This window comes from Vibrio sp. E150_011, from assembly GCF_053544015.1.
On record NZ_JBHFOL010000002.1, the window covers coordinates 75,416 to 88,470 of the forward strand.

The 13,055-nt window shown below is 42.1% G+C and carries 15 protein-coding genes; 5 read left to right on the plus strand and 10 right to left on the minus strand.

Annotation, left to right across the window (positions count from 1 at the left end; translation table 11 throughout):
* Positions 1-15 precede the first annotated feature (15 nt).
* The 8 genes from ACE1OE_RS03525 to ACE1OE_RS03560 form a co-directional block, all read right to left on the minus strand.
* Entirely contained in the window at positions 16-594 is a 579-nt protein-coding gene (locus ACE1OE_RS03525) for a hypothetical protein (RefSeq protein ID WP_449210160.1), read from the minus strand.
* 380 nt (positions 595-974) lie between these two features.
* On the minus strand, positions 975-1,460 hold the full coding sequence (locus ACE1OE_RS03530) for a VOC family protein (RefSeq protein ID WP_449210161.1): 486 nt from the start codon (positions 1,458-1,460) through the stop codon (positions 975-977).
* Between the two features lie 367 nt (positions 1,461-1,827).
* Positions 1,828-2,400: an SIS domain-containing protein gene (locus ACE1OE_RS03535; RefSeq protein ID WP_102471837.1), complete on the minus strand. Its 573-nt coding sequence runs from the start codon at positions 2,398-2,400 to the stop codon at positions 1,828-1,830.
* Positions 2,390-3,049, minus strand: a complete 660-nt coding sequence (locus ACE1OE_RS03540; RefSeq protein ID WP_449210162.1) for a ribulose-phosphate 3-epimerase — start codon at positions 3,047-3,049, stop codon at positions 2,390-2,392. The genes ACE1OE_RS03535 and ACE1OE_RS03540 overlap by 11 nt, the downstream gene beginning before the upstream one ends.
* The gene (locus tag ACE1OE_RS03545; protein ID WP_449210163.1) at positions 3,046-3,564 is read right to left on the minus strand and encodes a YjbQ family protein; all 519 of its coding nucleotides are present in this window, start codon (positions 3,562-3,564) and stop codon (positions 3,046-3,048) included. Before ACE1OE_RS03545 ends, ACE1OE_RS03540 begins: the two co-directional genes overlap by 4 nt.
* Positions 3,565-3,568: 4 nt before the next feature.
* Positions 3,569-3,853, minus strand: coding sequence for a PTS sugar transporter subunit IIB (locus ACE1OE_RS03550; RefSeq protein WP_102471834.1), 285 nt, complete (start codon positions 3,851-3,853; stop codon positions 3,569-3,571).
* Positions 3,850-5,199, minus strand: a complete 1,350-nt coding sequence (locus ACE1OE_RS03555; protein WP_102471833.1) for a PTS galactitol transporter subunit IIC — start codon at positions 5,197-5,199, stop codon at positions 3,850-3,852. The genes ACE1OE_RS03550 and ACE1OE_RS03555 overlap by 4 nt, the downstream gene beginning before the upstream one ends.
* Before the next feature lie 9 nt (positions 5,200-5,208).
* Entirely contained in the window at positions 5,209-5,688 is a 480-nt protein-coding gene (locus ACE1OE_RS03560; protein ID WP_449210164.1) for a PTS sugar transporter subunit IIA, read from the minus strand.
* 308 nt (positions 5,689-5,996) lie between these two features.
* Between ACE1OE_RS03560 and ACE1OE_RS03565 the strand changes: the two genes are divergently transcribed.
* Positions 5,997-6,932, plus strand: a complete 936-nt coding sequence (locus ACE1OE_RS03565; RefSeq protein ID WP_102471831.1) for a sugar-binding transcriptional regulator — start codon at positions 5,997-5,999, stop codon at positions 6,930-6,932.
* Between the two features lie 56 nt (positions 6,933-6,988).
* Positions 6,989-7,666, plus strand: coding sequence for an HAD-IA family hydrolase (locus tag ACE1OE_RS03570; RefSeq protein WP_449210165.1), 678 nt, complete (start codon positions 6,989-6,991; stop codon positions 7,664-7,666).
* A gap of 120 nt (positions 7,667-7,786) precedes the next feature.
* On the opposite strand, the gene ACE1OE_RS03575 is transcribed toward ACE1OE_RS03570, so the two are convergent.
* On the minus strand, positions 7,787-8,725 hold the full coding sequence (locus tag ACE1OE_RS03575; RefSeq protein ID WP_449210166.1) for a bile acid:sodium symporter family protein: 939 nt from the start codon (positions 8,723-8,725) through the stop codon (positions 7,787-7,789).
* 216 nt (positions 8,726-8,941) lie between these two features.
* Positions 8,942-9,742 carry a phytanoyl-CoA dioxygenase family protein gene (locus tag ACE1OE_RS03580; RefSeq protein ID WP_449210167.1) on the minus strand — a complete coding sequence of 267 codons (801 nt, stop codon included), beginning with the start codon at positions 9,740-9,742 and terminating at the stop codon, positions 8,942-8,944.
* A gap of 369 nt (positions 9,743-10,111) precedes the next feature.
* On the opposite strand from ACE1OE_RS03580, the gene ACE1OE_RS03585 reads away from it, so the two are divergent.
* The 3 genes from ACE1OE_RS03585 to ACE1OE_RS03595 all read left to right on the plus strand — a co-directional run bounded on the left by ACE1OE_RS03585 (position 10,112) and on the right by ACE1OE_RS03595 (position 12,928).
* Positions 10,112-11,194: a phosphotransferase gene (locus ACE1OE_RS03585; protein ID WP_449210168.1), complete on the plus strand. Its 1,083-nt coding sequence runs from the start codon at positions 10,112-10,114 to the stop codon at positions 11,192-11,194.
* Positions 11,195-11,407: 213 nt separating this feature from the next.
* Positions 11,408-12,409, plus strand: a complete 1,002-nt coding sequence (locus ACE1OE_RS03590) for a metal-dependent hydrolase (RefSeq protein ID WP_449210169.1) — start codon at positions 11,408-11,410, stop codon at positions 12,407-12,409.
* A 249-nt stretch (positions 12,410-12,658) separates the two neighbouring features.
* A complete protein-coding gene (locus ACE1OE_RS03595) occupies positions 12,659-12,928 on the plus strand; it encodes a hypothetical protein (protein ID WP_449210170.1) in 270 nt (89 codons plus the stop codon).
* Positions 12,929-13,055 lie beyond the last annotated feature (127 nt).

Below are 13,055 nucleotides of genomic sequence, written 5' to 3' on the forward strand. Positions count from 1 at the left end.
ACTCCTATACAATCGTTAGTTGTAGTGAACAACAAGTTGGCTGGATTCTTCTTGCCCTAGTGCGTTTAGATAATGCGTTTCTATTACCGCTTTCACTGGCTTGCGAAAATTAATGGCTTCCCAGGCATTGGCTATTTCTGTCTTACTATGCTCGCCGCGATTCAATAACTGCTGCCCTTGTGCGCTGGAGATAAGTTCAATATAGCCGTCTTTCTGAGTGCTCGCCTCGACGGGAAAACCAATGCTGACGGTGGCATGGCTAAAATTGTCACTCATGTTCTGATAGATCACCACAAGGCGATCAAGTGTTTCAGGTAGGTTCTCTTGCTTCGTGATCTTATCTTCAAACTCAACCCAAAGTGCAGCGACGGTATTGGCATCTAATGAGATATTCTTGGTGACGACACTATGGATATAAGTGTTGTTGTTAGTCGATGACTTCTGCTTAACCTGTTGGTTAATGGTTGTTTTATCTGTTGTTTTTGACGTTTGTGTCTTTGATGAGCTTTCGGCCATTACGGGTTGCATAAGTACCGCCCCCCAAATAGTGCCTGCGATGAGCATGGTGGTTAGTAGCGATGCGAATAGTTTCATCTCTTCTCCTGATTGAGCTTAGTGATTGTCATTATCGAAGAAGTGTAAGGGTGGAAGGGTAACCAAAAGGTTATCAATCTTCGTGTTTAGCATGTGGCCGCCCCTACCAACAAAAATAACCGTCATCCCCTTGAAAAAGGGGATCTTCATCAGCGCGTTGTGAGTCGATGACTGGCATTTAGTTTTTTCTTTTAAGTGATTCAGAGGCGCCGGAATATCCTCGCTTTCCAAGGGTGACGACCTAATTGGGATGGGTTAAGGCAGGACATGCTTAGAGGTTTCTGTCCTTTTAAGCGCTATCTCTGCACTTCTCCAAAAATACTAAAAAGGATTGGTATTTCTACCAATCCTTTTTAATGGGGTTGCGCGATTACGTGTTGTTACTCGTAATCAGTCGCGTATGTTTCTTCGTATGTGTGTGAGTATAGTTCGAACAAGTTGCCAAACGGGTCTTCTAGGTAAACCATTTTCGCTGGTTTGCTGTCGTCTTCTGGGTGGTAACGCATAACGTCCATGCGTACTTTGCCACCGAACTTCTCTACTTTCGCCATCACGCCTTCAAAGTCGTCGGTTTGTAGACAGAAGTGGAAGATACCTAAGCGAGAGAAATCAACCTCGTGACGTTCTTGGCGCTCTTTCATTTCGAACATTTCAACGCCGATGCCGTCAGATGTGACAAGGTGTGCAATGTTAAAACCTTTAAAGCCTTCACCAAATACGGCAATACACATACGGCCAATTGCCGATTCGCGCTCTTCAATAACTTTAGTGTTATTCATTACGATTTTAAGACCTAGAGCCTGAGTGTAGAACTCGACAGCTTTGTCCATATCGCCAACCATGATACCTACGTGATTCATTTTCATAACTTGCTCCAAATTCAATGTTTGTTTCGATGTTTTGTTTCGATGGAGAGAGTATATGGGTATGCGTTAATTAATAGAAATTATCATAAATTATATTAATGATAATTTTTTGTTATCTTTGGGGTGTGGATGAGGACGACAAGGTACTGGCCAGTAGAGGGTTGGATGAAGTAGGTGAATCTACATTGTGCGTTAATGGTATTTATGAGGGGTAGGAGCACTCAAGCGAACCATTTTTATCAATTGGAACACTTTAGGTTAGTGAGAAAAGCCCTCATTTTTAATGATAAGGGCAATATGACTTATATGGATACGCAAAATAATAGCGGGAGAGTATCGAATAAGAATATAAGAACAGGGCTTATGATTACTCTAAATTTGTATGTCTGCATGACAGTGCATACGCAGACTCACCTAAGTGATACATTAATGAATTAGTGACAGTTTCGTAAGCCATTAAACACGATAACTCGAACAATGTCCCTAAAGGCATCTTAAGGTCACGGATATCGGGGATCGCATCATCGATGTATGAGTCACAAGGGATAACAACCAGAGCGTCATCTGCAGTCAATAAAGATGCCATTGATGACTGTTGTTGAGCACTGAACGCTATTATTTTCATCCCTATATTTTTGGACTTAGAGACAAAACTCACGACACTCGACGTTTCTCCTGAGCCACTGGTGACAAGGAAAATATCGCCAGCTTCTGCTTTTGGTTTCGTGATATCGTTAAGTGAGTAAATCTCAAAACCTAAATGTAGAAGTCTATTAGCAAATGACGATAAGAAAATACCAGACCGACCGCAGCCATAATAAAAGACTCTCTTCTTAGGCTCGAGGCTTTCGATGAGTAAATCTAATGTCTTGTCTTCAATCTCATTAACCGCATTATGGACCTGTTCAAATATCTGATTATTTATAACCTTATATTCCATGCGCTAGGCCTTCTAATCTATACGCGTTTTCTTCAATGTGACCATTTGAGAACAACGACCCTCCGCACACTACGATATCTGCGCCAGAGGCTTGCACTGATGAAATATTATCGATGTTAATACCACCGTCTATTTGAATTTTAAATGTGAGACCTTTTTGTTCTCTCAATTCAAAAAGTCGTCGTATTTTATTGTTTATGCTAGGTAAAAAACGTTGATTAGGTTGCCCTGGGTTAACGCTCATCACCAATACGACATCTACGATATCAAGTAAATCAACGAGAGATTCAATCGTGGTTCCGGGGTTCACTGCCACACCACAGCGCAAACCAGATTGGACGATTTTCTCTAGATAATAAAAATCATTGTTGGTGGTACCGTAAGTTAAGCAAATAGTATCAACATTCAATGCAATCAGCTTATCAATATGCCACTCAGGATTATCTACCATTAAATGGCAATCTAATCGGAGATGATATTTTTCCTGGATAGCCTTGATTGCGTCATACGTAATGCCAAATGAAGGCACGTAATTGCAATCCATAATATCAATGTGAATGTCTTTCATATTGATATTCGAAAGTCGCTCTAAAGTTTCACCGAAACTAAGGTGATTACTGCTGTATAAGGATGGGTATATTTTCATCATACCACCCCCATAACGACCACGTTTACATCACGCTGTCGTTCCCTCAATGTATCCCAGTCAGCGAAATAGACACGCCCTAATGCCCCCATCAACGCTTTGCCCTCTTTTACAATAACTTGCAATGAGTGCTGCCCAAACATGGATGCTCTAATGTGAGCATCTGTGTTGTACATGACCCATTTTTCTGCAGGGTAGTTAGGAGCTGCAAGAGACAAACCAAACTTTATATGTTCCGGCCCCGGACTTTTAAACTGGTTATGGGTTGCCTGTATAGGTGCTATACGATCTAGCGTGGCATTAAAGTCCAGTTGAAGAAAATCATCACCATTACTATCCAAATCATGCATTTCTTCTTCAAAGAAAAAAGAGCATGTTGTATGAGGAGTCGTTGCAGTTAAGACACCATTCACCACACCAGACTTTCGGATTAACTCCGAAAGATCTGATGTGAGGTCGTGGTAAGACGGGCGTCCTTTTGCTGTGGTGATATTTAATGAATTAAATATCAGTTCCAAGTGACTACCCCTTTAAACGTTCAGCAATTTGATCAAATACAGAATTGATACCAATTCCCGTCAATAGTGGCAAGCCCACAATAACCTTAGACTTGATAGAATCTGGAACGATGGTTGTACTTACTACTGCATCGTAATCATCAATTCGGTTTAGTTCATCAGCGATTTTGCTTTGAATGATTTTGATGGTTCCTGTCTGCTTTGTTTCTTCAATCCATTTATTGATTTTGCTGACGGCTAATGTTGATGTTGCGTGGCCTGCACCACACACGACTAATAAAGTTTTCATATTGTTGCCTCAATTGGGGTAGTTTTTCTAAATTTGTTCACGTAAAGCAATCCACAGAAGATCATGGTAATTAGTGCCAAGATACCGATAACGCCAAACTTCACTGCGAATAGAACGAACAAGCCGACGGGCCACAAGCCTAGTAGTACTGCACTAATCACTCCTGTGGTGCCAACATCGTAATTAGCAATTGCAAATACATTGGTAATTTCTGGAGCAAGCCATGTTGATAGGTATAAACACATCGCTAAGTAAATAGTTCCGCCAATGACACTTCTTACGAGATTTCCTTTAAAAACAGGAACCATTAAGCAAATGCCAAAAACATAAAACGCGAGGTCGCCAAACGGTAAAACTTTATTACCTGGAAGGGTTACGGCTAATAACAGTGAAATAGGAACCATTAATAATGCCGTTGCCATTACTGCAGGGTGGCCCACTGTTAAAGCCGCATCCATACCGATGTTGACTTCTTTGCCACCTAACTTTTTGTTTGTATATTCTTTCGCGGCTTCCGCTACTGGAAGTAATCCTTCCATAAACATCGCCACCATTTTTGGCATTATTTTCATTACTGCTGCGGTAGAAATTGCAAGGTTACCTACCTGAGATGCGTCGTATCCTGCAAGTAGACCAACGGCCAGACCTACGAGTAGACCCATAAAAATAGAATCACCGAAAATACCAAACTTCTTAGTGAGTGATTCAGGATCTGCATCCATTTTGTTGATGACTGGAGTTCTATCTAAAATCCAATTGAGAGGAACGGCGACGACCATGCCAGCTAACGCCATCAAATGAGAAATTGCGATGCCCGGATAACCATAAAAGTCACTAATTTGTTTTTGGAAAATGTCTGACAGAAGCCACTGGAGCATAATGCCGGCAATACAACCCAATACACCGATATAGTATTGTCCAGTCACTGCGTAAGTCATTAGTCCTAAAAATATTGGGAACCAAAAATTCCAGATATCAACATTCAGTGTCTTTGTCCAACCAAAAGAGACAAACATGGTGTTAAGCAGTAAAGAGACTGGAATAAGCAATAGACCTAACGATGTTGAGAAAGCGAGAGGGCCTCCTACGCCAACACCGATGTCTAATATGGTGAGATCGGTACCATATTTTGCACCCATGACCTTAATCGCCTCACCGAGTGTACTTGCAAGTAAGGTAATCACTAAACCTAGGCCAACACTACCTATACCAACCGTTATTCCCGACATGACTGCTTTTTGTAGTGGAACTCGGAAAAAGAGTGCAATTAGCACAATAATGACAGGTAGGAAAACGACGCCACCTAAACCGATAACCCATTCAAAAAAAGAACTCAAAAATTCCATGATTTCATCCTATTTTAAGTTAGAAACTCTTAATATCTCTTCAAACTCAGCTCTGTTTTGAAGTGTGCGTAATTTCTCAACCGTACTAGCGCTTTCCAGCATTAGAGTAAGGTTTTGAAGGTTTTCAATTTGCTCATGGGCTTCTTTCATCGCAAGCATGAACACAAATTGCACTTCGACCTCTTCACTGGCGTCAACCATATCTCTGAATTTGATCGGAGTTTTAAGTTTTACAAAACAAACCTGTGAGTTATTGACGTGTATTGAGTCCGTATGCGGTAACGCCACGCCACAGTGTGCTGCTTCTAATCCCGTTGGATATTCAACCTCACGCTGGAGCAGCGCTTCTTGAAATGAATCCTTAACGAACCCAGCTTCTAGTAGTTTGTCGGACATGAACTTAAGCAGTTCTGTTCGATCCGTAATTTCCACATTGAAAAACGATAGCTTTTTATCAAAATACATAGTTACCTCAGTTTTTTTGCTCATAAGAGCGGATTCATTTAACTTATGAGCACTATTAATCAAATGAGCGGTGTTTTCAATGCGGATTATGAGTTTTTGTATTGGTCATCACATTTTAATTGTGCGATTACTCAATTGACTCTATGTTGTTATTGGATTTTTAAAATTCAAATTATTTGTAATTTGTCATTTAATACAAATACTTATACTTGGTTCTTTCGGTGTTAGTTGAATTTACTTAATTGAAAAGTTTGAAAGTACTAGGAGATATTGATTATTATGTTAACTTGCTCATATGAGCGGACTTTCTGTGGTGTTTGGAGAAGTACTGAATGGATCTACTAAAAAAAATACAACTTATCAAACTCGCGAAGGCTCACTACCTAGAGGGTAAGCCCAAAAACCAGATTGCGGATGAATTTGGTCTTTCTCGTTTCAAGGTTGCCAGGTTATTAGATGAAGCAACGGACAACGGTATTGTGAAGTTTGTCATACCAGACTTAGAAGGGTATCGAACTGACCTTTCGGATGAGCTAGAAAAAAAATATAGATTGAAGCACTGTACTGTTATCGCAAGCCCTAGCTTAGCCTCAGATAGTCTTATTGATTCGTTATCGAGTACTGGTGCTGAGTTACTTCAAGAATTGGGGCCTAATGTGGCCAATATAGGTGTTGCTTCTGGACGAGTACTTTCTGCGATTGCAGACAAGCTCACTGTCTTTCCCAAGTGCAATGTTGTGCAAGCTGCAGGCGTACAAGAAGGGATGAATTTTCGACATAGTTCTTTAGAAATAGTACATCGACTCGCAGGACTAGGGGATGGACGCCCTTTCCCTTTGCTCGCACCAATGTGGCTTGAGAAAGTCGAAACGGCTGAAAGCATGAAGTTAGAAGCATCGATACAAGAATTGCACATGCTTTATAGTAAGTTAGATATTTTGATCACCGGCATTGGTTCATGGTGCGGAGAAGGAAGTTCGGGGATGTATGGAACAATCTCTACACACTATCGAGAAGACTTGATCTCGAAAGGTGCAACGGCTGATCTGTGCTCTGTGATCCTTGATATTAATGGTAATGAGTTAGTCACCGGTGCTGATTCATTGAGCTTGGCGCTAAAACCTCAAGACATCCGCAATATACCTGAAGTCATCGCTATTGCTGGAGGCAATGATAAACATAAAGCAATTCGAGCGTGTTTGCTAGGAGAGTGGGTTTCAACTCTCATTACCGATGAGGGTACGGCTAAGTATCTATTAGATAATTAGATCCGGAAATAATCATTGTCAACATACGTACCGACGTTGGCTTAGAGGAGCCTTTTATGACAGAACTAAATTTTGCGGGTTGTTTATTCGATCTTGATGGAACATTGGTAAGCTCGATAGAGTCCGTTAATCGAGCGTGGGGCCAAGTGGCATCGAAATATCAATTGGACGTAGAGTATGTGTTGAGTGTTATTCACGGAAGGACCGCTGACGGATGTGTAAGAGATCTGCTTCGCAATCAGTCATTATCCACGATTGAAAAAGAGATTGAATGGTTAAAAGAGCAAGAAGCTAATGATACCAACGGGGTAGTAGCCATTGAGGGGGCTCTCGAGTTCTTGGCGACCCTAGACCAAAATCAAATCCCGTGGGGTATAGTGACATCATGCAATATCGATGTTGCTCAAGCGAGAATGAAGGCTGGTGGTATTCCGATTCCTAACGTTTTCGTCACATTTGAAGACGTCACGTGCGGCAAGCCTGCTCCAGAGCCTTACTTGTTAGGTGCAAAAAAATTGGGTGTTAAGCCTGATAAGTGCATTGTATTTGAAGATGCTATCGCTGGTGTGACATCGGCAAAGAGTGCAGGTGCGAGCGTTTTTGGTATCTTAAGCCATGCTACTTTATCTGCACTGAGTGTAGACTTTGGAGCTGACAATTACCGCCACCTCTCAGTGGATAGAGTGAGTAAACAAAGCTGGAAACTTACTTATGATTCTAATGCCAATGACTGATTATGTTCGACTTCTAGTCACGAATAACCAGTTTTGGCATATTTCACATTACTACAAGGCGCTATCAGCCCCTTGAAAAAGGAGCTTGATAATGCGCGCTGATAACTAAATTAACGTGATTTAATCACTGACTTTCAATGGATTAGCCTCTTGAGGCGCTCTCTTTGAAAAGTATCCCGCGACGATAGAACCCGATATATTGTGCCAAACCGAAAACAATGAACCCGCCACCGCCGATGCCGGAGTAAAGAACTTTAACGCTAACGCGGTTGCTAAGCCTGAATTCTGCAAACCCACTTCAAATGCGATGGTGCGACACACCTTCTCTTCAAACCCCATAGCCTTAGAGATAAAGTAACCGGCCGTCAGACCAAAGCCATTATGTAGAATGACTGCGAGCATGACGATAGGTCCTACCGCCGCCAACTTACTTCCCGTTAGGGCAACCACAATGGCAACAATTAGAACAATCGCAATCATAGAAATCAGCGGTAGCAACGGCTCAACCTTACTGACTACTTTATGGAAAAAGACATTACACAAAACACCAATCGACACAGGTAAGAACACAATCTTAAAGAGGCTTTGAATCATTCCGAGGACAGGAATATCCACACTCTGACCCATAATCAATTCAATAATGAACGGCGTTAAGATTACCCCTAAGAATGTGGACAGTGCCGTCATGGTAATAGAAAGAGCGACGTCGCCTTTTGCTAAATAGCACATCACATTTGAAGAGGTGCCACCTGCAACCGTACCCACCAAGACCATGCCGAGTGTTAATTCCGGAGAGAAGTTTAGCATCATGCTAATCAGTAATGCTGCTGTCGGCATGACAGTAAATTGCAACACTAGACCCAAGCCGACCGCTTTTTTATTTTTAATCGCCTTTAAGAAGTCGGCTGGCTGTAAGGTTAGCCCCATAGCCAACATAATGACGGTCAACAAAGGCACGATTAACGAACTCTGAGACGCAAAAGGTGCAGGGATAAAGAAGGCAATGATTGAGCAAAGGATTGCCCAAAGTGGGAATAGGGTAATAATTTTTGCGAGCATGGGTAGAACATCCGTGTGATAACAATTTAAAAACAATTACAACCGATACGCCGCTGTAATGTTAGTGGTCTATTAAATTAGCAGGATTTATCGATAATCATCAATACATATTTCAATTTAGCTGTGAATGGCCACCCTACATAGAAATATAATACGGCCAATTTTATGATTGTGTTTGAATTGATTTATGTCGTCACACGTGTCGTTTAATACTGTCTAACGTTGTTCATGTTCATGACACATCGACTTGAGATGCAGTGTATTAATAAATAGCCTTGGATTGGCGATATTGCTGAGTATTGACGAAGTAGGTAAGCAATCGTCATCGACGTAGTCGACATAGTCAGACGCAGAATCAAAAATCAAAATATCCAAAGCCAAACGATCTAATCCGTACCGTCCTCGGTGAATCATATCCGCTGAAAACACTAACAAGTCGCCCGCTGCTAATGCAATCTGCTTGCCACCAGAGAGGCTATCACTGCTCACTTTGCCATTCACTTCTTGGCGAACGTTGTACTCTTCTTCGTTGTCCCATCGCTTATGCGTCCCGGGTATGATTTCCATGCCGGGTTCATCAAACAAGGGGACGCGGAGGTGTAATACTTGCGTCTCTAGTATGACTCTCATTTGGTCTTCAACGTCATAGTCATATTGACAGTCACGATGCCAGAAGTCTTTTTGTTGCGGATTGACAGGGTTGAAGAACAGTTGTGTGTTCATGAACGCTGGGTTTTCCGGGATCACCGCATCGACGACGTCCATCATTTTTTTTGAACTGATGAAGTCAAAAAGTATCGTTCTATCGTTGGTGGGTAAGTATTCGCTTCCCGTAATTAAAGACGAGTTAAATGCTTCTTCTTGATAGAATTCTTCATTGTCTGCTTTCCACCGGTCATGAAATTTCAGTACCACTTTTCTAAGCGATGAAAGCTGAGCGTCATCAAAATAATTTCTGAGAACAAAGTAGCCCTGTTCGTCGTAACGGTTCTTTAATTGTTGGCTGTTTTCTACCACTGGCTACCTTCGCATTCTCTGTACCGTTCATTGACCACGGCGCTTGTTGGCGCATGATGCCAGATAGACGCCATTCAACCAAGTCACTAATGACGGAGCAGATAATATATTAGGACAGTTAAAGGCAGAAGCTTTAGGGGTGGCATCGTTATTATGGTCATGGGCTTACGCTTTTAACGTTAAGAGTAAAGATTCAACTATTTCGCTTTAATCAATGTCGATGTCACGCATTAACTTGTTAATGCCCCAAACCGTCTTACCTGCATATGCCTAAACGCTAAGCCTTAAATTATGTCAGTAAGGGGGATATGCAATGCATGAATTTTTTGTACAGTCCTTGTAACGGAACGGTAATCAGGGATTGAAGGTATGAATAAGCGTCATAAAACACAGTGGCAGTTTGAAAAAAGCGGTGACAATCTGGTTGTTGGCCACCTCAAGCATTGCCCGATATCGCCCGAGGAACTGGCTTTAACCACCAGTCAGTCTCCTTATGTCATTCAAACATTCGATAGTGGGCTGACGGCCGAGGTTTATCGGATCCGTCTTGATGGCAAAGACTTCACATTAAAGAAAAAACGCCCAGTCGCCCGTGTAAAAAATTTAGATGGTCAGTTCTCGTTCCTTAATGAGGTGCAACGTCGTTCTGATTTTCAAAAGGTTAAGGATGATCCCGAGACTTCAGAGTCGTTCAAGTGCATTGTTGAAACGGTATATGCAGACTATCGCCTTGGTATTATTTTATCTGATTGGATTGAGGGTGAACCAATAAAACAGCTTACGCCTTCACTTCTGTCGCAGCTATTTTCTACACTAAGCGCGTGTGAAAGGGTTGGACTGTTCGAGTGGGATTTGTGCTCAGGGAATTTATTGAGTGATGATAACCAGCAGCTGTGGTTGTTTGATTTTGGCTATATGTATCCCTTTGATCCACTGACTGAGCTGAACAGTAATGGGGTGGATGATCCTCGTTTCCAATTCTGTGAGCGCTTTGAAACCCGATTTTTCTCAGGATGGATACTAGAGCAGGGCCATTCACATCGACAATCGTTAGAGGCATTTTGCCTTGTCAAACAAGCTGCAATGAATGCGTTAGAGGAAAAGCAGGCGTGGCTACAAGGTAACCATGCCAGTCTTGAAGTCATCGGTTTTACAGAGCGACTAAGAGACCAATACCGAACAGCGCTTGAGAGCGATGAGGCGCTAGAAAAACTATTTACATTAGAGATGTTTCGCTCACATGTCTTAGATATTGAAGACGACCTTGATGGTAAGAGCTGCACGCCGATTACAATCCAACGTGTTAATGTCGTCCTCGATATGATCGATGAATTTTACTCGGTCCTGAACGATCAGGGGGCGCTGTTTTACCACAATGAAGGGAAAACCAAGCTAGAGCTTATCGAGTCTTATCAGGAAAAGTTAAGCTTGGTGATGTTATATCAGTTGTAGCGGCGCTCTAGGGTTACGCATTGATGCGTTTGTTTCTTTATATATTTCTTTCTTTATATATTTGTCCCTTTACACATAAGATGAGGGCACTAAACGCATAAGCACTTTGCTCAACGTATCCAATGTCTATGCCATCAATCTATTCCAATTCACTGAAATGGGTCTACTCTAAGATGATGAGCGACTTAATCGAAAACTATCAATGAGTTAATTATGGACCCATTAACGCAGGGAGTGCTGGGCGCATCGTTGTCCCAATCGGTGAGTAAAAAGCAACACATGGCAGTGGCTGGACTGCTGGGGCTGCTTGCTGGAATGGCGCCAGACTTGGATGTTCTCATTCAATCATCAAGTGACCCGCTGTTGTTTTTGGAGTTCCATCGACAGTTCACGCACTCTTTGTTTTTTATCCCCATTGGCAGTTTAATTTGCGCGTTAGTTTTACATTTACTGTTCGCAAAAAAACGCGGACTCTCGTTCAAACAAAGCTGGCTCTATTGCGCGTTAGGCTACAGCACTCATGCGCTGCTTGATGCCTGCACATCTTATGGTACCCAGTTGTTTTGGCCGTTCACTAATGAGCGTTATGCCTGGAACAATATATCTATTATCGATCCTATATACACACTTCCAATACTCATATTGCTCGTATTGGCAACGTGGAAGCGAACCCCTTGGTTTGCTCGTATTGCGTTTCTTTGGGCGTTGACTTATCCAACGCTGGGGCTAATACAAAAAGACAGGGCTGAAGCTGCTGGTTGGCAATTAGCAAAAGAACGGCAGCACGAGCCTATCTTGCTGGAAGCCAAACCAAGCTTCGCTAATATTTTGGTATGGAAAGTGATTTATGAAACAGACCAGCAGTACTATGTTGACGCGGTGAGGGTGGGTACCTCGGTGAAAACATACCCTGGTGAATCTATCGCAAAGTTGGACGTGAATCGAGACTTCCCATGGCTTGACCCGAATTCGCAACAAGCCCAAGATATTGAGCGCTTCCGATGGTTCTCAAACGGATTTTTAGCGCAAGACCCCACCGATGAACTGAGTATTATGGATGTGCGATATTCAATGGTTCCTAACCAGCTTAAAGCGCTGTGGAGCATTAAGTTATCGCCTTCCGCGACGGTGGACTCACACGTGGAGTACACGACTCATCGAGACGTTTCCCCAGCGGACAGAGATGTTTTTCTTAGTATGCTTTTCGATTTCTAGCCCATTCATTGCTGACCGTACTTGATATCGACTTTGTTGAGTTATTAGATTGAACTAGAGTAGCGCACTCAAAGTGGCTAGCGTGATAAAAACTAGGCATTGCTAAAGGTGGTTGCTGGTATGGTTGACCTCTAGTTTGGAATAATAAATATATCCGTCAGTTATGTTTTTTTCGTAAGAAAGATCCCATTTTTCTGAACGAAATTACAGCATCTTATCATTACGGAAAATGATAAAGGATACCTACAAATGCAATCAAATCGATGTCAACATGCCGATTCACACCTTCACATGGATAGCCTTACCTTGCTTAGATATCTGACCTTACAGCCTATGGGAGCCTGTTATGTTGACGAAGCACAGTCATCAATTGAGTATTATTTAGAAGAGCCGTTAGATAAAGTATTGAATTGCCTAGAAAGTAATGAGTTTATTAGTCTTAGCTCTGAAGGTTGTTATATCACGCTAACCGACTACGGATTGGATTGCGTTGAACTCAATACGGATATTGTGGCTTAGTCTGATGAAAGCAATTTAAGAGCCTAAGATCTGAACAGTGACATTCACCAACCATCACAGCAGAGTGAGCTTGTCGAGCGTTACGGATAGCGAAGTGCTCTCTGGTGATGGTACTTATGATACGAAA

Coding starts and splice junctions, on each gene's coding strand:
- ACE1OE_RS03525 (WP_449210160.1), bottom strand. CDS start 594: ATGAAACTATTCGCATCGCTACTAACCACCATGCTCATCGCAGGCACT.
- ACE1OE_RS03530 (WP_449210161.1), bottom strand. CDS start 1,460: ATGAAAATGAATCACGTAGGTATCATGGTTGGCGATATGGACAAAGCT.
- ACE1OE_RS03535 (WP_102471837.1), bottom strand. CDS start 2,400: ATGGAATATAAGGTTATAAATAATCAGATATTTGAACAGGTCCATAAT.
- ACE1OE_RS03540 (WP_449210162.1), bottom strand. CDS start 3,049: ATGATGAAAATATACCCATCCTTATACAGCAGTAATCACCTTAGTTTC.
- ACE1OE_RS03550 (WP_102471834.1), bottom strand. CDS start 3,853: ATGAAAACTTTATTAGTCGTGTGTGGTGCAGGCCACGCAACATCAACA.
- ACE1OE_RS03555 (WP_102471833.1), bottom strand. CDS start 5,199: ATGGAATTTTTGAGTTCTTTTTTTGAATGGGTTATCGGTTTAGGTGGC.
- ACE1OE_RS03560 (WP_449210164.1), bottom strand. CDS start 5,688: ATGAGCAAAAAAACTGAGGTAACTATGTATTTTGATAAAAAGCTATCG.
- ACE1OE_RS03565 (WP_102471831.1), top strand. CDS start 5,997: ATGGATCTACTAAAAAAAATACAACTTATCAAACTCGCGAAGGCTCAC.
- ACE1OE_RS03570 (WP_449210165.1), top strand. CDS start 6,989: ATGACAGAACTAAATTTTGCGGGTTGTTTATTCGATCTTGATGGAACA.
- ACE1OE_RS03575 (WP_449210166.1), bottom strand. CDS start 8,725: ATGCTCGCAAAAATTATTACCCTATTCCCACTTTGGGCAATCCTTTGC.
- ACE1OE_RS03585 (WP_449210168.1), top strand. CDS start 10,112: ATGAATAAGCGTCATAAAACACAGTGGCAGTTTGAAAAAAGCGGTGAC.
- ACE1OE_RS03590 (WP_449210169.1), top strand. CDS start 11,408: ATGGACCCATTAACGCAGGGAGTGCTGGGCGCATCGTTGTCCCAATCG.
- ACE1OE_RS03595 (WP_449210170.1), top strand. CDS start 12,659: ATGCAATCAAATCGATGTCAACATGCCGATTCACACCTTCACATGGAT.